The sequence below is a fragment of the Prevotella sp. khp1 genome (assembly GCF_900102205.1).
GTDB classification, from domain to species: domain Bacteria; phylum Bacteroidota; class Bacteroidia; order Bacteroidales; family Bacteroidaceae; genus Prevotella; species Prevotella ruminicola.
Genome location: NZ_FNJZ01000005.1, coordinates 163,839 through 183,569, shown reverse-complemented (window position 1 = coordinate 183,569; position 19,731 = coordinate 163,839). Strand labels below are relative to the sequence as shown.

Annotated in this window: 21 protein-coding genes and 1 tRNA gene; 14 read left to right on the top strand and 8 right to left on the bottom strand. The window is 46.0% G+C overall.

Features of this window, described 5'->3' with window-relative positions:
• Positions 1-180: 180 nt before the first annotated feature.
• Both BLR73_RS13165 and BLR73_RS14790 read left to right on the top strand, forming a co-directional pair.
• The gene (locus BLR73_RS13165; RefSeq protein WP_176763696.1) at positions 181-495 is read left to right on the top strand and encodes a helix-turn-helix domain-containing protein; all 315 of its coding nucleotides are present in this window, start codon (positions 181-183) and stop codon (positions 493-495) included.
• 3 nt (positions 496-498) lie between these two features.
• Positions 499-600: a helix-turn-helix domain-containing protein gene (locus BLR73_RS14790; RefSeq protein WP_218124128.1), complete on the top strand. Its 102-nt coding sequence runs from the start codon at positions 499-501 to the stop codon at positions 598-600.
• Between the two features lie 72 nt (positions 601-672).
• Here BLR73_RS14790 and BLR73_RS13160 read toward each other — a convergent pair whose 3' ends face one another.
• A complete protein-coding gene (locus tag BLR73_RS13160) occupies positions 673-1,770 on the bottom strand; it encodes a tyrosine-type recombinase/integrase (protein WP_028912868.1) in 1,098 nt (365 codons plus the stop codon).
• On the bottom strand, positions 1,758-2,363 hold the full coding sequence (locus BLR73_RS13155) for a hypothetical protein (RefSeq protein ID WP_028912869.1): 606 nt from the start codon (positions 2,361-2,363) through the stop codon (positions 1,758-1,760). Before BLR73_RS13155 ends, BLR73_RS13160 begins: the two co-directional genes overlap by 13 nt.
• Before the next feature lie 274 nt (positions 2,364-2,637).
• Between BLR73_RS13155 and BLR73_RS13150 the strand changes: the two genes are divergently transcribed.
• Positions 2,638-3,138: an agmatine deiminase family protein gene (locus tag BLR73_RS13150; protein ID WP_091862765.1), complete on the top strand. Its 501-nt coding sequence runs from the start codon at positions 2,638-2,640 to the stop codon at positions 3,136-3,138.
• A gap of 259 nt (positions 3,139-3,397) precedes the next feature.
• On the opposite strand, the gene crcB is transcribed toward BLR73_RS13150, so the two are convergent.
• Positions 3,398-3,751, bottom strand: coding sequence for a fluoride efflux transporter CrcB (gene crcB, locus BLR73_RS13145; protein ID WP_027454870.1), 354 nt, complete (start codon positions 3,749-3,751; stop codon positions 3,398-3,400).
• Positions 3,752-3,921: 170 nt separating this feature from the next.
• Between crcB and BLR73_RS13140 the strand changes: the two genes are divergently transcribed.
• The 3 genes from BLR73_RS13140 to BLR73_RS13130 are packed head-to-tail and all read left to right on the top strand — an operon-like array spanning position 3,922 to position 5,858.
• Complete coding sequence (locus BLR73_RS13140; protein ID WP_091862762.1) at positions 3,922-4,956, top strand: Fic family protein; 1,035 nt, start codon at positions 3,922-3,924, stop codon at positions 4,954-4,956.
• Between the two features lie 57 nt (positions 4,957-5,013).
• Positions 5,014-5,604 (top strand): DUF1294 domain-containing protein, encoded by a 591-nt coding sequence (locus tag BLR73_RS13135; protein WP_233456469.1) that lies wholly within the window; start codon positions 5,014-5,016, stop codon positions 5,602-5,604.
• Complete coding sequence (locus BLR73_RS13130; protein WP_073207490.1) at positions 5,601-5,858, top strand: hypothetical protein; 258 nt, start codon at positions 5,601-5,603, stop codon at positions 5,856-5,858. Before BLR73_RS13135 ends, BLR73_RS13130 begins: the two co-directional genes overlap by 4 nt.
• Before the next feature lie 204 nt (positions 5,859-6,062).
• Here the strand turns inward: BLR73_RS13130 and BLR73_RS13125 are convergent.
• Positions 6,063-6,133 (bottom strand) — tRNA-Gln (locus tag BLR73_RS13125).
• 176 nt (positions 6,134-6,309) lie between these two features.
• Between BLR73_RS13125 and rsfS the strand changes: the two genes are divergently transcribed.
• Genes rsfS through BLR73_RS13110 form a run of 3 tightly spaced genes read left to right on the top strand, consistent with a single transcriptional unit; the run spans position 6,310 to position 9,595 of the window.
• Complete coding sequence (gene rsfS, locus BLR73_RS13120; protein WP_013064674.1) at positions 6,310-6,660, top strand: ribosome silencing factor; 351 nt, start codon at positions 6,310-6,312, stop codon at positions 6,658-6,660.
• 18 nt (positions 6,661-6,678) lie between these two features.
• Positions 6,679-8,751, top strand: coding sequence for an ATP-dependent zinc metalloprotease FtsH (ftsH, locus tag BLR73_RS13115; protein WP_091862756.1), 2,073 nt, complete (start codon positions 6,679-6,681; stop codon positions 8,749-8,751).
• On the top strand, positions 8,744-9,595 hold the full coding sequence (locus tag BLR73_RS13110) for a phosphatidate cytidylyltransferase (RefSeq protein WP_013063745.1): 852 nt from the start codon (positions 8,744-8,746) through the stop codon (positions 9,593-9,595). Before ftsH ends, BLR73_RS13110 begins: the two co-directional genes overlap by 8 nt.
• Here the strand turns inward: BLR73_RS13110 and BLR73_RS13105 are convergent.
• Positions 9,587-10,057: a hypothetical protein gene (locus tag BLR73_RS13105; RefSeq protein WP_013065003.1), complete on the bottom strand. Its 471-nt coding sequence runs from the start codon at positions 10,055-10,057 to the stop codon at positions 9,587-9,589. The two genes, BLR73_RS13110 and BLR73_RS13105, sit on opposite strands and share 9 nt — an antisense overlap.
• A gap of 83 nt (positions 10,058-10,140) precedes the next feature.
• On the opposite strand from BLR73_RS13105, the gene BLR73_RS13100 reads away from it, so the two are divergent.
• A complete protein-coding gene (locus BLR73_RS13100) occupies positions 10,141-12,195 on the top strand; it encodes a TonB-dependent receptor plug domain-containing protein (RefSeq protein WP_013065586.1) in 2,055 nt (684 codons plus the stop codon).
• Positions 12,196-12,200: 5 nt separating this feature from the next.
• Positions 12,201-12,995: a DUF4249 family protein gene (locus BLR73_RS13095; RefSeq protein WP_080517152.1), complete on the top strand. Its 795-nt coding sequence runs from the start codon at positions 12,201-12,203 to the stop codon at positions 12,993-12,995.
• On the opposite strand, the gene BLR73_RS13090 is transcribed toward BLR73_RS13095, so the two are convergent.
• Positions 12,965-13,465, bottom strand: a complete 501-nt coding sequence (locus tag BLR73_RS13090; RefSeq protein ID WP_013064298.1) for a lipocalin family protein — start codon at positions 13,463-13,465, stop codon at positions 12,965-12,967. The two genes, BLR73_RS13095 and BLR73_RS13090, sit on opposite strands and share 31 nt — an antisense overlap.
• The gene (locus BLR73_RS13085) at positions 13,455-14,468 is read right to left on the bottom strand and encodes an aspartate-semialdehyde dehydrogenase (RefSeq protein WP_013065686.1); all 1,014 of its coding nucleotides are present in this window, start codon (positions 14,466-14,468) and stop codon (positions 13,455-13,457) included. Before BLR73_RS13085 ends, BLR73_RS13090 begins: the two co-directional genes overlap by 11 nt.
• Positions 14,469-14,558: 90 nt before the next feature.
• Between BLR73_RS13085 and BLR73_RS13080 the strand changes: the two genes are divergently transcribed.
• The 3 genes from BLR73_RS13080 to BLR73_RS13070 are packed head-to-tail and all read left to right on the top strand — an operon-like array spanning position 14,559 to position 18,240.
• The gene (locus BLR73_RS13080) at positions 14,559-16,691 is read left to right on the top strand and encodes a cation:proton antiporter (protein ID WP_091862866.1); all 2,133 of its coding nucleotides are present in this window, start codon (positions 14,559-14,561) and stop codon (positions 16,689-16,691) included.
• 23 nt (positions 16,692-16,714) lie between these two features.
• A complete protein-coding gene (locus BLR73_RS13075; protein WP_013063685.1) occupies positions 16,715-17,398 on the top strand; it encodes an ABC transporter ATP-binding protein in 684 nt (227 codons plus the stop codon).
• Positions 17,395-18,240, top strand: a complete 846-nt coding sequence (locus BLR73_RS13070; protein WP_013063099.1) for a CvfB family protein — start codon at positions 17,395-17,397, stop codon at positions 18,238-18,240. The genes BLR73_RS13075 and BLR73_RS13070 overlap by 4 nt, the downstream gene beginning before the upstream one ends.
• Positions 18,241-18,282: 42 nt before the next feature.
• On the opposite strand, the gene asnS is transcribed toward BLR73_RS13070, so the two are convergent.
• Complete coding sequence (asnS, locus tag BLR73_RS13065) at positions 18,283-19,722, bottom strand: asparagine--tRNA ligase (protein ID WP_013064884.1); 1,440 nt, start codon at positions 19,720-19,722, stop codon at positions 18,283-18,285.
• Positions 19,723-19,731: the final 9 nt, after the last annotated feature.

Sequence of the window (19,731 nt, the reverse complement as noted above, 5' to 3'; positions counted from 1 at the left end):
ATCAATTTGCGCTGCAAAGATACGACATTTCACTTGCAACTCAGTTGCAAACTTCTCATACCGTCGATTTCTTTTGAAATAATGATTCAAAAAGATTGGGTGCAACCCCTGTTCTCACAAAGAGTTGCACTCAATTTGTCCGTTTTCAGCATCTTTCGATTATTCCTCGACAGCAACCTGATGGGCAGCCTCTGCCTTACGATGATGTACGACATCTTCGATGCCCATGCCCAACGAGAATCCACAGACTCGCATACTGACCGGACAGCCTACATCGTCAAGCAGCTCATGGCACTTCTCTCCACCGGCATCAGCCGCACAGAGCGCGATGTGAGCTACTACGCAGAGCGACTAAACGTATCGCCAAAGTATCTCTCGGCCACCATCAAGCGCGTGACAGGACACAGTGTCACCTCATACATCGACCGACACACCGTACCTATATTAAAAGAATATCTGAATGATGAGCGCCTGTCCCTCACCCAGATAGCATAACTTATGAATTTCACTACTCTTTCTTACTTCAGCCGCTACTGCACAAAGCATCTTGGTCAGTCACCCAGCGAGTACCGTCAGAGTCTTCAACCAACGTTCGAGTAGTTCTTTATATATGAACTATATAATCGGCAGTAAACTAAAATTACCGCCGAATTTATATTGTTCTGAATTGTACTATTCCATTTTCACGATTGCTTCAATCATTTTCTTCGAAGTCATCTTGGCGTAGTTCTGTGTGCTTGACACCTGCCGATGCCCGAGAAGAGCAGCAATGGTGTAAATGTCAACACCTTTGTCCAACAGCTGCATGGCGAATGTGTGCCGGAAACAGTGGAAGGTGATGTGCTTGCGGATTTTTGCCTTGCTAATCCATCGATCAACATGAGTTACAAGAATGCTTTCTGTAATCATGGGGAATATCTTTCCTTCTGATTTCGATTCACCTAACACTCTGATGGCTGGAAGAGACAAGGGCAATTGAATCAAAGTGCCCGTTTTCTTGATACGGAACCTGATATACGCTTTTCTTCCACGGTCATGATGTATATTTTCCCATCTGAGAGCAAGGATGTCACTCCTTCTTAATCCAGTATAGATGGAAAACATGCCAGCCCTGTACACATCTGGATTATCAGCATATGGTGTACTTGCTAACTGCTTGATTTCCGCACTAGAAAGATATTCCTTTGGAATGTCATGGTTCCATTTTATCTTTTCTATGCATGTGGTGTAGTCTTCAGAAAGAATATTGTCCCTATAGGCAAAATGGACAATGCTAAGGAATGCATTGAAATATGCACTTGCAGAGTTCTTGGATAGCTTTTTCTTGGTGTGCTGCAGCCCCTTGGTACGAAGCAGGTAAAGACGGAACCGTTCGCATAGGCTCGCATTGATGTCCCTAAACTTGCATTGTCCCTTACAAAATCTCTCAAAATGAAGTCGGCTGCTTTGATATTTTGCACCATGACAATCACCATTCAATCTGAAATACTCTAAAAAGTCCTCGTCAAGCCTGGCCTTAGCCAAGAAACTGTAGTCGTGACGAACCAGCTGCAGATACCTTTCACATCTAATTGTTTCTGCAATCTCCTCTACGGATCTGTTGTGCTTGAACTGATAGCTATTCTCCGGATTGGTGTATATTTCCAAATTCAAGCATTCGTATCTTATGCTATTGCCCTTGATGTCATGAATAGCAGGATTAAACTCCAGGTAGATGGATTTCATTTTACCCTGTGAAATATTTCTGTACTTTAGAATCACTCGTGACATAATTTACCTCCTTTCTTCACGACGGACAGTATATCTGCCTTATTATAAACCTGGCTTTTATTCAGTCTTTTCACTCTTATCTTATGTAGGGCGGCAAGAGCAAAGATGACTTCCTCATCAATATCGAAGAGTGCGCAGGCTTCTTCAATGATAAGCCAACGCTTCAGTGCTATAGATTCACGTTTCCATGCTTCTTCACAGGCTGACTTGCAGAAACGACGATACATACCAACATAGTATGAAGGAATAGAATTACGTGTCGCAAACTTAAGTAACCAGCATCTGCTCATGCCCGTGTAGCGCATCAGCTCTTTCAAAGAGTAACTGGCATAACCGATAGGGGAGGTTGGTGTGGTTGGAAGAGCCGAGAACCATCTGATGATCTTTATCCATGCTATCACATAGTTCCCATCGTTGTTCTTTTTTGCATCAATGATGCCGTTTGCAATGAGTTTGTTAATGTACTGGCGACTGAATCCAGAGAGATTAGCCGCTTCTCTTACAGAAAGCATCTCATGAGAGATTCTTGCTTTCCATTCTGCGTCCAAACTATCGTATGGATCGTAGAAGTGTTTCTTGTTGTTGTATATCATATTATCAAAACCTGCTTTAGTGCAGGCATGATAATATAATGAAATCGGTGCAATGCAAACATCTACAAAAATCTGCAAATATTAGGTGACAACTACCCTCAAAATGAGTATCGGATATTTGCAGATTTTTACCCCCATTTTTCGTACTTTCTACCGCAGAATGTGATAATTTTTATTTGCAGATTTTTGCAAATAGCTGATAATTAGATAGTTATTGTATTTGTTAAAATACTCTAACAAACCGTTATAACCATCTAGTAATCAATAAGTTACAATCTATTTACCCACGCAGAATCTACTTTCCGATGCAGAAACGCTTAAATCTAAATTGGCAGATTTGTTGGAATGTGAAATAATAATCATTCCTGCATATAGATCTAAAGAAGACGATTTAACAGGTCACGCAGACGGTATGGTTAGATTTGTTGACCGCAATACTATTATCGGTAATTGTTTGGCAAATGAATACCAATACATAAAGGAAGAAGTGCAAAAAGCCATTAATGATTTTAACTTGCAATATATCGAGATGCCTTTCTTTATTGACAAGAAAGACCCCAAACATCCATATAGTGCAATTGGCGTATATGTTAACTATTTAGAGGTAAACAATTTAATTGTTATGCCAGTCTTTGGTAGAAAGGAAGAAGACGAGAAAGCCATTAACGTTATGAAAGCAACCTTCCCTGATAGGATTATCGAGACAATAAACTATAATGATGTAGCATTAGAGGGTGGTTTGCTTAACTGCACAACTTGGGTATTAAAACAATAGAATATAAAGCACTTTATATTTTGGGACTAATATTGTTAGTCCTAAGCATACAACCACAAGCTTGCTTGCTTTAGGCATGGTTCCAAGTGTTGGCGGCATTATGCCCCGACCTTGGTAGTATGCTACCTCCGTGGCGGCATTTATGTCGCGAGGGGGGTAGTAGGCTACCCCTAATGCGGTATTTTGACATTCTGCACGCGCAAGCGCTTGAATTATTTCGATGATCTCTTCGAGGCTCTTGATGCAACATGGCTTTATATTATTTTTCAGATAGTGCCATCCCGCACCATGCGGCTAATATACCAATTATAACACTTGCGCCAACGTAAAGTGCCATCTGCAGAACATCGCCAGCTTTCATCATGCCGAAAGATTCGTTGGCAAACGTGCTGAATGTGGTAAAACCGCCGCAGAAGCCTGTTACCATCAATAGTTTCATTTCTGGTGATAATATACCCTTGCTAACCAACCCAACCAAAAGCCCGATGAGCAGAGAACCAAGAATATTAACGGCAAAAGTACCCCAAGGGAATGTGGTGTTTATGCCGGAAAGCAGATAGCGCAATACGGAGCCTACTGCTCCTCCAAGTGCTACTAATAACAGATCTCGTATCATTATGAAATAAACTTTAGGGGATGCAAAGGTAAAAAAAATCCATTAAAAATGGCTATTTTTAAGCAGAATCGGCTCAAAAATCATAAAATTTATGCATTTTTTAGCTCATCGTGAGCCGATAATTGAAAAATAAGCGCTATATTTGCACCGATTAAATACTTAAGGTGATGGATATATCAAGAGAGATTCTACAGTTTCTGCACTATCATCCGCTGTCTTCGCGTGATGAAATAGCAAAGGGTACAGCCTTCGAGAGTAGCGATGCCACCTTAAAGCGTCTCATTGCGGCCGGTGTCCAGGATGGGGATATCGTAGTAGAAGGTAAGGCTCGTGCCACTCGATATCGCCTTTCTGACCAGGCACATCTGTTGATGCCGCTTAATCTGGATACCTATTTCTCACTTGATGTTGACCAGCGACAAGTACAGACTTCTTTCAACTTTGAGCTGATTCGTGAGCAACTCCCAGCCGTCAGTCTATTCACAGACGAGGAGAAAGTACGTCTGCAGGAGTTACAGGCAGAGTTCCGTCAGCATGTTAAAGAGATGACTGACAACGAATACCGCAAGGAGATGGAACGACTGGGTATCGACCTCAGCTGGAAGTCGTCGCAGATAGAAGGCAACACTTATTCTTTGCTGGAAACCGAACGTCTGCTTCGCGAGAGTAAGACAGCAGACGGCAAGACTAAGGAAGAAGCTGTTATGCTACTTAACCACAAGGATGCCTTGCGCTTCATTCTTGACAACCCAGACTATCTGCAAACCTTAACGGTCAGCCATATTGAGGATATCCATCAATTGCTGACCAAGGAACTATCCGTTGACAGAGGTATCCGTCATCGTCGTGTGGGTATTACTGGTACCAATTACCACCCGTTGGATAATGAATTTCAGATTCGTGAGGCCATGCGCGATACATGCGACTTGATAAACAGCAAGGAAAGTATATTTGAGAAAGCGCTTCTGTCGCTGGTGCTCCTGTCGTATATCCAGGCATTCTCTGATGGCAACAAACGCACGGCTCGCATCACCAGCAATGCCATTTTGATTGCCAACGGCTATTGCCCTCTGAGTTTCCGCTCTGTCGATTCTATAGACTACAAGAAGGCGATGCTCATTTTCTACGAGCAAAATAATCTCTATGCTTTCAAACAGATTTTTATCGACCAGTTTGAGTTCGCAGTAAGAGAGTATTTTTAATGGTTTGTACTCAGATTATCTTCTGAACAAATTTTGCTAACTTTGCCGCTGATGAGAATGACTGAGACGATTGTATATATCCTTACCGGCATTAATGTCCTGACCTTCTTTGCCTACGGCGTTGATAAATGGAACGCCAAGCAGGGAAAATGGCGCATATCTGAAGCCACGCTCCTGATCTTGGCTATTATAGGAGGCAGCATTGGGGCGTTATTAGGCATGCGAATATGGCATCACAAGACTATGCACAAGAAGTTTAAGTATGGCTTGCCGCTGATTTTGATGGCTCAGATTGCATTATTATCTTTAACTTCATGTCGTACGAAAAAGGAAGTTACAATAAGTGAGCCAATTAAGACTGAGCCAATCAAGCATAAGCCGATTCAAGAACACTCTCCCAATGTGTTTCTTGTGATGTATGATCCAGAGATCGGAAAAAAGCCCCTTTTGGAAGCCATCAAAGAATACGGAATAGAGATACGCTATGACTATGGCACCATAAACGGAATGGCTCTTAAGAAACCTGACGACAAAACTCTTGAGGAAACGATGCAGTACTTCAAGACGGTAAAGGGCGTAGTTACTGTAGAATACGACCACATTATCCGACTAACTGATCCTGTAAAGCCTAAATTAGAGATACAATGAATATCGATACTACAAACATGTGTTCGCACTTGAAAAAGAAGCTATTTGAAGGGGATGGTGTGTATCATCTGCTATGGGTGGCGATGCAGGATGATTCTGAGATTACTGCAATAGTGCGTTCTCGCCAGCTACATGTTTACCGCAATGGCAAGAAGATTTTGGTGCTGGCGGGTAAGGCTACACCAAAAGTAATAAGAGAAGATAGATTGACTAAATTCTTGGGAGGAGCTATTACTATATATAGCAAATTATAGAATGAATAGTGTGTGTAAAATACACATTATTATATATATAAGGGCATTTTTGAGTGGTTTTACTACATTGTTTAAGGCATTTGGAACCCCCTTGGTAGGGGGCGGATTTTTAATATACGGGAATTATCACGGGAATATCACGGGAATTTTGAAAACTAAAAATCGCTAAGTGCTTTGTTTTCAGCGACTTAGCGATTCTTTTAGTTGGGGTACCCGGACTCGAACCAGGAAAGGCAGGACCAGAATCTGCAGTGTTACCATTACACCATACCCCAAAATGTTTTTGCTTGAGAACTCTCTTGTTCTGTTTTGCGGGTGCAAAGGTACTACTTTTTCTTGAACTACCAAAATTTTTTGGGGAAAAATTATAAAAAACCGCAAATTTTTCACTTTTTCTTTGTTTTTTGGGCAATTTACACTACCTTTGTGCACAAATAATAGCAAATTTTGAATGATACAACTTGTAGAAACAATTAAAGACGCGATTCAGGAGAAGAAGGGCTGCGATATTGTAGTGGCCGACCTGACTAAAATAGAAGGAACCATCTGTCAGTATTTCATTATCTGCACTGGCAACTCGCCCACGCAGGTCGAGGCTATTGCTGAGTCGGTGGGGGATATGGTGCGCGAACAGTTAAGCGAGAAACCTGCACACGTAGTAGGACTTGAAAACGCTCAGTGGGTGGCTATGGATTATACTGACGTATTGGTACACATTTTCTTGCCCGATGTGCGCGAGTATTACGATTTGGAACATCTGTGGGAAGATGCACCTCTGACTCGTATTCCAGATTTAGACTAATATATATATAATAGGTATATGGAGAATAATCAAAAACCAAACAAAAATAACGGTGCTAACGGTCCTAAGATGAATATGCCCAAGTTCAACATGAACTGGATATATTTCATCGCTATTCTGGCTTTAGGACTGCTTTACTTTACCAGTGGTGGTGCCGAAAATAGTAGCGTAGCAAAAACCGCATCGTATAGCGAGTTCAAAACTATGGTTGAGCGTGGCTATGCCAAAAAGATTGTGGTAAACAAGGCCCAGAGCATGCTACGTATGTATGTAAAGCCCGAACATATCCGTGATGTGTTCCACCAGGGAACGCAGCAAACGGGTGTTGAGCCTTATCTGGAGGTAGAATTCGGTAGCGTAGATCAGGTTGAGCAGTTTGTAGCCAAGGCTAAGGATGAAAAGGTGTTTACCGGTGATTTGGCTTTCGACAATAAACGTGATAACGAGTTCTTATCGCTGATTCTATCTAACCTCATTCCTATTTTATTTATAGTAGGATTGTGGATATTCCTGATGCGTCGCATGGGCGGCGGAGGCGGCGGCGTTGGTGGCGGTGTCTTCAACGTAGGCAAGAGCAAAGCAAAGATGTATGAGAAGGGTGGTGAGTTAGGCATCACGTTTAAGGATGTTGCCGGACAAGCTGGTGCCAAACAAGAGATACAGGAGATTGTTGACTTCCTGAAGAATCCTCAGAAATATACCGACTTGGGAGGTAAGATACCCAAGGGAGCCCTGCTGGTCGGTCCTCCGGGAACAGGTAAAACCCTGTTAGCTAAGGCTGTAGCAGGCGAGGCTGGTGTGCCTTTCTTCTCAATGAGTGGTTCTGACTTTGTAGAGATGTTTGTGGGTGTTGGTGCCAGTCGTGTACGCGATTTGTTCCAGCAGGCCAAAACAAAGAGCCCTTGTATCATCTTCATCGATGAGATTGATGCTGTGGGACGTGCTCGTTCAAAGAATCCTGCCATGGGCGGTAACGATGAGCGCGAGAATACGCTGAATGCCCTGTTGACTGAGATGGACGGATTCGGTACAAATAGCGGTGTTATTATTCTGGCTGCTACCAACCGTGCCGATATGCTTGATTCAGCTCTGCTGCGTGCAGGACGCTTCGATCGTCAGATACACGTTGATTTGCCTGATCTGAACGAGCGTAAGGAGGTATTTAAGGTACACCTGAAGCCTGTGAAGATTGATGAAAGCGTAGATATCGACTTCCTGGCTCGTCAAACACCAGGCTTCTCGGGTGCTGATATTGCCAATGTTTGTAATGAGGCTGCGCTGATTGCGGCCCGTCATAATAGTCAGACTGTAACGAAGCAGGACTTCCTGGATGCCGTTGACCGTATTATTGGCGGACTTGAAAAGAAGACCAAGGTGATGACACAGGCCGAGAAACGCTCGATAGCTATTCACGAGGCTGGTCATGCTACCATCTCATGGTTTACCGAGTTTGCCAACCCATTGGTTAAGGTTTCTATCGTGCCACGTGGACAGGCCCTTGGTGCTGCCTGGTATCTGCCTGAGGAGCGCGTGCTGCAAACCAAGGAGGCGATGCTGGATGAGATGTGTTCGCTGTTGGGTGGTCGCGCAGCCGAAGAGCTGTTTGTGGGTCATATCTCGACAGGTGCTATGAACGACCTTGAGCGCACTACCAAGCAGGCTTACGGCATGATTGCTTATGCTGGTATGAGCGAAAAACTGCCTAACGTGTGTTATTATAATAATGCTGAGTATCAGTTCCAGAGACCTTATTCGGAAACCACGGCAAAGATTATGGACGATGAGGTGCTGCGTATGATAAATGAGCAGTACGAGCGTGCCAAGCAGATACTTACCGAGCATAAGGAGGGACATGCCCAGCTGGCTCAGTTGCTGATAGATCGTGAGGTGATTTTTGCCGAGGATGTAGAGAAAATCTTTGGTAAGCGTCCCTGGACCAGTCGTGCAGAGGAGTTGCTTGAAGCCCAGATGAAAGCCGATGCTGAGCGTATGGCTGAAGAGCGTGCCAAGGAGCTCGAAGCAGAAGCAAAGGCTGCTGAGCAGAAATCATTAGAGAGTAAACCCGAAGAAAAGGAGGATAAGGATGCGTAATTTTATTGTTAGAGCTATTACTGGCGTGCTGTTTGTTGCCGTGCTGGTGTGCAGCTTTTTGCGTCCACAGGCAATGGTGCTGCTGTTTGCGCTGATTACAGGACTGACCATTTGGGAGTTTACCGGATTGGTTAACGAACGTGCGCAGGTGACAGTTAACCGCATGATATCTACTGTGGCAGGTGTATATCTCTTTTTTGCCATGGCAGGTTTCTGCAGCGAGCTTACCCCATCTGCTGTGTTCATCCCTTACCTTGTGTCTATCATCTATCTGATGGTGGCTGAGCTGTACCTGAAGAACGAGGATCCCATACATGATTGGGCCTATACCATGATGGCTCAGTTGTATATCGCCCTGCCGTTCTCGCTGCTTAATACGCTGGCATTCCACGCTGCGCCTCAGGGATTTGTGGCTTACGATGCTGTGTTACCCTTGTCGGTATTCGTATTCTTGTGGATGAACGATACAGGAGCCTACCTCTGTGGATCGCTGTTGGGCAAACATAAACTCTTCCCCCGCATTTCGCCAGGAAAGAGTTGGGAAGGCAGCATCGGTGGTGGTATCTTAGTGATAGCCGTAGCCGTGCTGGTATGGTATCTTACCGATGAGTATCAGCTTAACCAGTTAGGACTGACCGCTGTTGAGTGGGCCGGATTGGGACTCACCGTAGTTATCTTTGGTACCTGGGGCGATCTGGTGGAGAGCTTGTTTAAGCGCACCATCGGTATTAAGGATAGCGGTAACATACTGCCCGGACATGGTGGCATGCTTGATCGTTTCGATTCGTCGCTGCTGGCCATCCCCGCTGCAGTAGTTTACCTCTACACCATTATGCTACTTTGATTGATAAAGTACACTTAAAGTTGGCTTATATGTATTTTCGAGGGTAAGGGTGATGAAACCACCTTTATCCTCGAATTTTGCGATACGGTGGTCTTTTCCATCCTTCAGCATGTTAGGCCAAGCGCCCAGTTGCTCCTCGAATGCATCGTGCATCTGCTGCCACATTTTTCGGGTGCTATCGTTGGTAGAGATGGTGTAGTTCTCCTGCAGTGCAACCAACGTATCGTTACGCTGAGCTAACATCAGACGGTAGTTAAGGTTGGGGTGATACATCGATACACGGGCAAAATCAGAGTCGGTCTTGGCTGAATCGATAGCAAAACCACGAGCAGCGAGCGAGTCGCAGAAGGTTTTGAAGGGCATACCCATTGAGAGTCCACGATAGTCGAGATACTTTTTCTCGCCATTTCCACAAGCACAGAGTGCTGCAATAGCCACTACGGCAATAAATAATTTCTTCATAACAAATTAGTTTTTTGTAATATTCGGTGGCAAAGATAGATATTTTTTTTGGAGTTTCCAAAAAAATCTATTAACTTTGCAACATGTTTCTATCAACATTACTACTTACGGCACTTGTTGCCATGCCTATAACACCCGATACCCTGCGACAGGAACAGCTTGATGAGGTGGTGGTGAAGTCGAACTCGGCTCGCCAGCGTCTGCGTCAGATACAGACTGGTGCTGAGCAGGTGCAACTGAAGGACCTTACTAACTCGCCGCAACTGTTTGGCGAACATGATATTATGCGCTCTATGCAGCTGCTTACAGGTGTAAAGAGCGAGAGTGATGCATCTAGCAGTTTCCAGGTGCGAGGTGGTACATCAGCCCAAAACCAGATACTGGTTGATATTGCTCCTGTATATAATGTGGGGCACCTGGCTGGATTGTTTTCGGCCTTTAATAGCGATGCACTTGTGTCGGCTACGCTCTATAAAGGTTTGCTGCCAGCACAGTACGGTGGCGCCTCGAGTGCGGTGCTTGATATTATCGGGAAAACAGGTAACAAGAGCGAGTACCACGGTGGCGCCAGTATCGGACTCCTTTCAGCAAAGGGTACCATCGAAGGCCCGATTGTGAAGAATAAGGCCGCCTTTTTAGTTACGGCACGCCGTTCGTATATGGACATGTTTCTGAAACTATCACCCGATTTTAAAGGTAATACTTTGTATTTCTACGATATCAACGCCAAGGCTGACTGGACCATTAACGAGAACAACCAACTGTTTCTGAGTTTCTTTACAGGTCACGACCGTACGGCACTTGAGGATATGGTTGACATCCGTTGGAACAACCTTTCAACCAGTTTAAAGTGGTTGCACCATTTTGGTAGTAATGCCTATGCTCAGTCGACGGCTTACTACAGCGGCTATCAGACGGATAATGGTATTGATTTTCTGGGTATGAATATCTGGTTCTCTGGTCATATTCGTCAGACAGGTTTCCGACAGGATTTCCATGCCAATCTGGGAAAGTATAGGCTAGATGCTGGTTTGCAAACGGCTTTGCTTAATGTGAAGTCGGCCGAGTGGAAACAGGTGTCGTTGCACGAGAAGGAACAGCGCCGTGCCTGGGATAATGCATTTTGGCTGAACCTGATGGTGCCCATCACCAAAAAACTTGATGTTTCGGCCGGTCTGCGTGTGAGTGCCTTCTCGCCTTTGGGTGGTTCGTTGTATTACGATCTGGAAGATAATGGCGACATAGCTTGGTACTACAACTATGGTAAGAACCAGATAGTTAAAACCCACACAGTGCTTGAGCCCCGACTCTCTGTTAACTATCAACTATCACCTGTTGCCTCTCTTAAGTTCGGTTACACCCGTACTTCGCAGAATGTGCATGCCTTACGCAACCAGAGCACTGCAACACCCTTCGACCGTTACACCATGAGCAGTAACATTGTTAAGCCCGAGGTAGCCGACCAAGTGAGTGCAGGCTTGTTTATGATGACGCCCAATCAGGATTACGACTTCTCGGCCGAGGTTTACTATCGTCATATTAATAATGTGTTAGACTATCGCGATGGCAAATCGTTTGCCAGTGAGATAGAAATTGAGCGCTTGATGCTGGCGGGTAAGGGCAAGGGCTACGGTATAGAGCTGAGTGCCCGAAAGAACAACGGCAGACTGACGGGATGGATTGGCTACACGCTTTCGTGGTCGAAAACCAAGATTGATGGTATTAATCAGGGACGCTGGTACGATGCTAACAACGATCGCCGTCATGACATCAACATCGTGGCTATGTATCACCTGAATAAGCGTTGGAACCTGAGTGCCTCGTGGGTATATAACAGTGGTCAGGCTTTCACAGCCCCCAGTGGAAAGTATATGATTGAGGACAACTGGATATATTACTACACCGAGCGTAATGGTTATCGCGCACCAGCCTCGCATCATCTGGATGTAAGTGCTGTGTGGAGCAAGAAATACAGAAATCGCACCCATCAGCTGGTGTTCGGTATCTACAATCTGTATAACCGCTACAACCCCTTCCTCATTAACTTTGAGGATGGTGAGTATGGTGCAGGCACCAAGGCCAAGCAGTATTCGTTGTTCGGCATTGTACCATCGGTATCGTTTAATATTAATTTCTGAAAGCTATGCGTAGATTACTATATATAATAGGTATATTAGGGCTGATGTCGTGTACAAAGGAAATCAGCATCGACTATCATAGTCACGATACACGCTATGTGGTTGAAGGTACTATTAACAATGATGGTACGGAGATACGTGTGAGCACCACCAATGCGATGGAAGATAATGCTACTGGCAGTGATGTGAACAACGCTACCGTTACAATGACGGCCGACGATGGTACCACTGCTACCATCCCCTTCGTACGCAATGGCTACTACCGTTCAAAGTTTGCTGGTATTGCCGGCACTGTTTATAAGTTGGATGTTGAGGTTGAAGGACACCATTTTACGTCAACTTCTACCATGCAGCGCACCCCCAAGATGAACGAGTTTAAACTGGTGTGGAAGAAGATGCTGACGGAGCGTTACTTGTTTGGTGACTTGCGCCTGCAGGACATACCTAACGAGAGTAACTGGTATTTTATGCATATTTATCGTAATGGTTTAGGTTATCGTTGGGCGGTGATGAAGGATGATAAGAATCCGAACAAGGAACTGCAGCAGCTGTTTACCTTCTTCCGTGATGGTCAGCACGATAATGACGTTCTACAGGATGGCGACGAGCTGCATATTGTTATACGTGCCATCGATCAGCGTGCTTACGACTATCTGTACTCTATGCAGCAGATGTCGAGCACGGCTACCAATCCTATTGATAACTTTACTGGTGGCTGTTTGGGGTATTTCTCAGCCAACAGCGAGATAGAATACTATCAGGATTTCTATTACCGCGATGTAACTGAAGATGACGAATAACCGTTAGTTTCGTTTGATAGTTTGCGAATAATGAAAGTAACGGTTATGCCTTTTTGTTCGTAGTCGTACCTGATAAGCACAGAACTGTCGGTAAACGAAACCACCTGTGCTAGGAGCGAGCGCTTGGCTCCGCCATCGTCAACGTATGTAAGTTTCAGGTTATTGTTGTCGCACTGATAGTCGCCTTCGTAAATCACCATACCTTCTGTGTCATAGGCGGTAAAAGTGCCTTTGCGCACCATGCCGTTGTAATTGCCATCACCACGGAAAACAAACTGATCGTACGTAAAGTTATCGGGGCCTAAGTCGGTGTCGCCATCAATCACAACATCACCTTCACCCCAACCGCGTTGCCAAGTGCCGACAATCATTTCGCCCAGTCGGCGTCCATCATCGTCACCACCACCGCAAGCGGTCAAAAATACCAGGGCAGCCACCATAGCTGCCCTGTATAAGAACTTACTTAACATTTCCAACCTTAACTAAGTACTCTGCAATCTGAACAGCATTAAGGGCAGCACCCTTACGTATCTGGTCGCCACTGAGCCAGAAGGTCAGACCGTTTTCGTCGCTCAGGTCCTTACGTACACGACCTACGTAAACATCGTCCTTGCCGGCAGTTTCCAGAGGCATGGGGTAGGTAAGTGTAGCGGGATCGTCCTTCAGTGTACAACCAGGAGCAGCGGCGATAGCCTTCTGAGCCTCCTCTACGCTGATGGGGCGCTCGGTCTCAATCCAAACACTCTCTGAGTGAGAGCGCAGTGAGCTAACACGTACACACATGGCCGAGCACTTAGCATCGGTATGCATAATCTTACGTGTCTCGTTAAACATCTTCATCTCCTCCTTGGTGTAGCCATTTGGCTGGAACACGTCAATCTGAGGGATAACGTTATAAGCCAGCTGGTGGGCGAACTTCTTTACGGTCTTAACCTCACCATCCTCTACCATCTCTTTGTACTGCTGCTGCAGTTCGGCCATGGCAGCGGCACCGGCACCTGAAGCACTCTGATATGAAGCAACATGGATGCGTTTTATATGAGAGAGCTTTTCCAGAGGCTGGAGAACAACTACCATCATGATAGTGGTGCAGTTAGGGTTAGCGATGATTCCACGAGGACGGTTCAGGGCGTCCTCGGCGTTGCACTCGGGCACTACCAAGGGTACATCGTCGTCCATACGGAATGCACTCGAGTTATCAATCATTACAGCACCATACTTTGTGATAGTCTCGGCAAACTCCTTCGATGTGCCTGCACCTGCTGAAGTGAAGGCGATGTCGACATCCTTAAAATCGTCGTTGTGCTGAAGCAGTTTAACCTCAATCTCCTTACCTTTAAAATTGTACTTTGTTCCGGCACTGCGCTCTGAGCCAAACAGTACCAGTTCGTCCATTGGGAAATTTCTCTCAGCGAGGATGCGCAGAAACTCTTGTCCTACGGCTCCACTCGCACCTACAATTGCTACTTTCATCTTGATAATCCTTTAAATGGTTACAATTTGGCCGCAAAATTATGTTTTTTTTTTCATTTTACCAAAAAAATGAGTACCTTTGTAGCCAAAATGACATTATTATTATCATATTTACCGATTACAGACCCAACTTTTATCTTTTTTGTGGTGCTGATGATCATTCTGTTTGCTCCTATCGTGATGAGTAAACTTAGAATTCCGCATATCATTGGCATGGTTCTGGCGGGTATCGCCATCGGTCAATATGGTTTTAATATTCTGGTCCGCGACAACTCGTTCGAACTTTTTGGTAGGGTAGGTCTCTACTATATTATGTTCCTGGCCGGACTGGAGATGGACATGGAAGGTGTGAAGAAGCATTCGCGCCGATTCCTGTTGTTCGGACTGCTGACGTGCTTTGTACCGCTGATACTTACCTATGTCATGTCGGTAACCATCCTCGACTATTCGTCATCGGCTTCGTTTCTGTTGGGCTGTATCATGGCGTCAAATACCTTGATTGCTTATCCTATTGTTGGTCGATATGGTTTGCAGAAGCACCAGAGCGTGGCCCTCAGTGTGGGCTCGTCGATGATATCACTGTTTATGGCGCTGGTGATGCTGGCTGCTATCTCTGGATCGTTCAGCAAAGATAGTGGTTGGTGGTTCTGGGTGCTGTTTGTGGTTAAGTTTGCCGCCTTCTGTGTAGGTAGCGTTGTTCTGATACCTAAGTTGACGCGCTATTTCCTGCGCCGATACAGTGATGCCGTGATGCAGTACACCTTCGTTATGGCGGTGATGTTTCTCAGTGCGGCACTCTCGTCGCTCATTGGTATCGAGGGTGTGTTTGGCGCGTTCTACTCGGGATTGATATTAAACAGATATATTCCACGTGTGTCGCCACTGATGAACCGCATCGAGTTTATCGGTAACGCATTGTTTATCCCCTATTTCCTGATTGGTGTGGGTATGCTCATCAATCTGGGTACGCTGTTCTCTAGCATGCAGATGGTATGGATTGTGCTGCTTATCGTGTTCTTCGGAACATTTGGCAAGGCTGTGGCTGCCTATATCTGCAGTCTGCTGTTCCGCCTGTCAAAGGCCGATGGTCACATGATGTTCGGTCTTACATCGGCCCATGCGGCTGGTGCCATCGCTATGGTGATGGTGGGCATCCGTTTAGAGGTGGCTCCTGGCGAATACCTGGTGAGCGACGACATGCTGAATGGTATCATTATGATGATATTGTTTACCTGTATCATCAGTACCATGATGACCGAGCATGCTGCCAAGAAGATTATCATTCAGGAGAAGACCCATCTGCAGGGCGATGTGCCTAAGGATGACGACGAGAAGATATTATTATGTGTGAAATATCCTGAGATTGCACCGCATCTGCTGTATATGTCGATGTTCATGCGTAACCAGCGTCTGAATCGCGATTTGGTGGCGCTGAATGTGGTTTACGATGATGAGCGTAGCAATGCTGCTCGCGAAGAGGGTATCCGATTGTTGGAGCAACTGCAGCATACGGCCAGCGCCAGCGAGGTAAAGGTGCAAACGCAGGTGCGCTTGGCTACCAATATCGCCAATGGTATTAAGCACGCTTTCCGTGAGTTTGGTTGCTCGGAGATTGTGATGGGTATGCACGTGCATACCGATATCACCCCCAGGTTCTGGGGAGAGTTTATCCAGAGTCTGTATAATGGTTTGAACCGCCAGATTCTGCTGGTACGTTTCGTTCAGCCTATGACCACGTTGCGTCGTATTCGTGTGGCAGTGCCTTCACGAGCCGAGTTTGAGCCAGGTTTCCATCGTTGGCTCGAAAGGTTGAGTAGGTTGGCTGGTCAGTTGGACTGCCGTATCCAGTTCCATGGTCGCAACGAGAGTCTGATGCTCATCAAGGAGTATATCAACAACCGCCATCCCAATGTGCGTGCCGAGTATACCTACATGGCCCATTGGAACGAGTTGCCTCAGTTGGCTGCGGGTATTGCCGACGACCATCTGTTTGTGGTAGTTACAGCCCGTAAGGGTACCATCTCATACAAAACAGCGTTAGAGCGACTGCCTGATGAGTTGCAGAAGCACTTCTCGGGTAAGAACCTCATGATAATCTTCCCCGACCAGCATGGTGATACTAAGGACGAGCGCATGAGCTTTACTGAGGCACAGCACCACGAGGAGAAGAGTATCTATGATACTATTCTGCGCTGGATACACGAGAGGAAGATTAAACATTAAAAATTTAACATTAAAGATTAGAGATGATTGATATAAAGAATATAACCAAGAGCTTTGGCTCGTTACAGGTACTGAAGGGCATCGACCTCCATATCAACAAGGGCGAGGTGGTAAGCATTGTAGGTCCCAGCGGTGCAGGTAAAACCACGTTGCTACAGATTATCGGTACACTTGACCGTCCTGATACTGGTAGTGTTGTGGTTGATGGTATCGACACAACCACGCTCTCATCCAAGCATCTTGCTGATTTCCGCAACCGCCATCTGGGATTTGTGTTCCAGTTCCATCAGCTGTTGCCTGAGTTTACTGCTATCGAGAATATCATGATTCCCGCTTATATAGCTGGCACATCGCAGAGTAAGGCTAAGCAGCGTGCCAAAGAGCTGCTTGAGTTTATGGGACTGGCCGATCGTGCTACCCACAAGCCCAACGAACTCTCTGGTGGTGAGAAACAGCGTGTGGCTGTGGCTCGTGCGCTGGTAAACAATCCTGCAGTGATTCTTGCCGATGAGCCTTCTGGCTCGCTCGACACAAAGAATAAGGAAGAGTTGCATCAGTTGTTCTTCGATCTTCGTGATCAGTTCGGACAGACTTTTGTGATTGTTACCCACGATGAGGGACTTGCTTCGATTACAGATAGAACTATTCATCTTAAGGATGGACTGATATTACCTACGGAAAACATTGAAATAACAGAGGAAATATGATAAAATTAGGAGATTACAATACCTTGAAAATCGTGAAGTCGGTCGACTTCGGACTTTATCTCGACGGTGGCGAGGAAGGCGAAATTTTGCTTCCCCAGCGTTATGTTACTAACGATATGAAAATTGGTAACGAGGTTACGGTGTTTATCTACCTCGACCAGGAAGAGCGACCTGTGGCTACAACAGAGACACCTTATGCCAAGGTGGGCGAGTTTGTAAGTTTAGAGGTGGCATGGGTTAACCAGTTTGGCGCATTCCTTAACTGGGGCCTGATGAAGGACATCTTCTGCCCCTTCCGTGAGCAGAAAAAACGTATGGAGCAAGGTCAGCGTCATATCGTATATATTAAGGTAGATGAAGACAGCTATCGCCTGATGGCTACGGCCAAGGTAGAGAAATATCTCACTACACCTATTATTACCGATCTGCCATCGTTGCAGCATGGTGCCGAGGTGGATATTTTAGTGTGGCAGAAGACCGATCTGGGCTTCAAGGTGATTGTGAACAATAAGTTCCAGGGCCTGATATTCGAGAATCAGATTTTCCAGCCTCTGCACAGTGGTATGAAACTCAAGGCCTATGTGGATCATGTGCGTCAGGATGGCAAGATTGATATCGTTCTGCAGCAGACAGGCAGACAGCAAACGCTGGACTTTGCTGAGACACTGCTACGCTATCTTTACGAGAATGATGGATTCTGCAATCTGGGAGATAAGTCGCCTGCCGAGTTGATTTATGACCGCTTCCAGGTATCAAAGAAGGCCTATAAGAAAGCTGTTGGCGATCTCTATAAGCGTCGCCTCATCACTATCGAACCTGATGGCATTCGCTTAGTAAAATAAAGGCAATAAAAAACCTCGCCGATTGGCGAGGCTTTTTTATGTTTAGAACTCTGCTGATTTCGGAGTACGTGGGAAGGGGATCACGTCGCGGATGTTCTGCATACCTGTTACGAACAGGATGAGACGCTCGAAACCAAGACCGAAACCGGCGTGTGGGCATGAACCCCACTTGCGGGTGTCGATGTACCACCAGAGGTGGGTCTGGTCCATCTCGCGGCGATTAATCTCGCCCATCAACTTATCGTAGCTCTCCTCACGAACACTACCACCGATAATCTCACCAATCTGTGGGAAGAGTACATCGGTACCCTGCATGGTAGGACCAGGGGCAACAGCACCCTTATAACCTACTGAACCGCCATCGGCAGTGTCCTGGTTCTGCTTCATATAGAACGACTTGAATGCACGTGGGTAGTCGGTCATGATAACAGGCTTCTTGAAGTGCTCTTCAACCAGGTAGCGCTCATGCTCGCTGGCCAGGTCGTCGCCCCAGTTGCAGGGGAACTCGAACTTCTTGCCGTTCTTGATAGCCTCCTGCAGGATATTGATACCCTCAGTGTAAGGCAAGCGAACGAAGGTCTCCTTGAGTACACCCTCCAGACGCTCGATCAGAGTCTTATCAATCATCTTATTCAGGAACTCGAGGTCGTCCTTACAGTTATCGAGAGCCCAGCGTACGCAGTACTTGATGAAGTCCTCTTCAAGATCCATCAGCTCTTCCTGATCCAAGAAAGCAACTTCAGGCTCAACCATCCAGAACTCAGCCAGGTGACGAGGTGTGTTACTGTTCTCTGCACGGAAAGTAGGACCGAAGGTGTAGATAGAACCCAGTGCGGTAGCACCCAACTCACCCTCCAACTGACCAGATACAGTCAGCGAAGTCTGCTCTCCGAAGAAATCATCGTCGTAGATAATCTTGCCGTTCTCGTCCTTCTTCAGGTCGTACAGGTTCTTGGTAGTTACCTGGAACATGTTACCTGCTCCCTCACAGTCACTGGCAGTAATCAGTGGTGTGTGGAAGTAGAAGAATCCATGCTCGTGGAAGTAGGTGTGGATAGCCATCGCCATGTTGTGGCGGATGCGCATCACAGCTCCGAAAGTGTTGGTACGCAGACGCATGTGAGCGTTCTTACGCATTACCTCGAAGCTCTGACCTTTCTTCTGCATGGGGTAGTCGTTGCCGCACAGACCGTAAACCTCAAGCTTAGTAGCCTGGATTTCGCTGCTCTGACCGGCACCCTGACTCTCAACTAGTGTACCCTCGGCGCTGATGCAGGCACCAGTGGTGATATCCTTCAATACCTGCTCGTCGAACTTAGTAGGATCAACAACAATCTGCACATTCTTGATGGTAGAACCGTCGTTGAGTGCAATGAAGTCTACAGCCTTAGAGCTGCGGTGCGTGCGCACCCAACCCTTAACGCAAACCTCCTTGCCATATTCAGTGCTCTTCAGCACATCAATAATCTTTGTACGTTTCATTGAACTTTG

Bases quoted from the DNA above. Each gene is read 5' to 3' on its own strand.
- BLR73_RS13165 (WP_176763696.1), top strand. From the start codon at position 181: ATGGGCAGCCTCTGCCTTACGATGATGTACGACATCTTCGATGCCCAT.
- BLR73_RS14790 (WP_218124128.1), top strand. From the start codon at position 499: ATGAATTTCACTACTCTTTCTTACTTCAGCCGCTACTGCACAAAGCAT.
- BLR73_RS13160 (WP_028912868.1), bottom strand. From the start codon at position 1,770: ATGTCACGAGTGATTCTAAAGTACAGAAATATTTCACAGGGTAAAATG.
- BLR73_RS13155 (WP_028912869.1), bottom strand. From the start codon at position 2,363: ATGATATACAACAACAAGAAACACTTCTACGATCCATACGATAGTTTG.
- BLR73_RS13140 (WP_091862762.1), top strand. From the start codon at position 3,922: ATGGATATATCAAGAGAGATTCTACAGTTTCTGCACTATCATCCGCTG.
- BLR73_RS13135 (WP_233456469.1), top strand. From the start codon at position 5,014: ATGACTGAGACGATTGTATATATCCTTACCGGCATTAATGTCCTGACC.
- BLR73_RS13130 (WP_073207490.1), top strand. From the start codon at position 5,601: ATGAATATCGATACTACAAACATGTGTTCGCACTTGAAAAAGAAGCTA.
- rsfS (WP_013064674.1), top strand. From the start codon at position 6,310: ATGATACAACTTGTAGAAACAATTAAAGACGCGATTCAGGAGAAGAAG.
- ftsH (WP_091862756.1), top strand. From the start codon at position 6,679: ATGGAGAATAATCAAAAACCAAACAAAAATAACGGTGCTAACGGTCCT.
- BLR73_RS13110 (WP_013063745.1), top strand. From the start codon at position 8,744: ATGCGTAATTTTATTGTTAGAGCTATTACTGGCGTGCTGTTTGTTGCC.
- BLR73_RS13105 (WP_013065003.1), bottom strand. From the start codon at position 10,057: ATGAAGAAATTATTTATTGCCGTAGTGGCTATTGCAGCACTCTGTGCT.
- BLR73_RS13100 (WP_013065586.1), top strand. From the start codon at position 10,141: ATGTTTCTATCAACATTACTACTTACGGCACTTGTTGCCATGCCTATA.
- BLR73_RS13095 (WP_080517152.1), top strand. From the start codon at position 12,201: ATGCGTAGATTACTATATATAATAGGTATATTAGGGCTGATGTCGTGT.
- BLR73_RS13090 (WP_013064298.1), bottom strand. From the start codon at position 13,465: ATGTTAAGTAAGTTCTTATACAGGGCAGCTATGGTGGCTGCCCTGGTA.
- BLR73_RS13085 (WP_013065686.1), bottom strand. From the start codon at position 14,468: ATGAAAGTAGCAATTGTAGGTGCGAGTGGAGCCGTAGGACAAGAGTTT.
- BLR73_RS13080 (WP_091862866.1), top strand. From the start codon at position 14,559: ATGACATTATTATTATCATATTTACCGATTACAGACCCAACTTTTATC.
- BLR73_RS13075 (WP_013063685.1), top strand. From the start codon at position 16,715: ATGATTGATATAAAGAATATAACCAAGAGCTTTGGCTCGTTACAGGTA.
- BLR73_RS13070 (WP_013063099.1), top strand. From the start codon at position 17,395: ATGATAAAATTAGGAGATTACAATACCTTGAAAATCGTGAAGTCGGTC.
- asnS (WP_013064884.1), bottom strand. From the start codon at position 19,722: ATGAAACGTACAAAGATTATTGATGTGCTGAAGAGCACTGAATATGGC.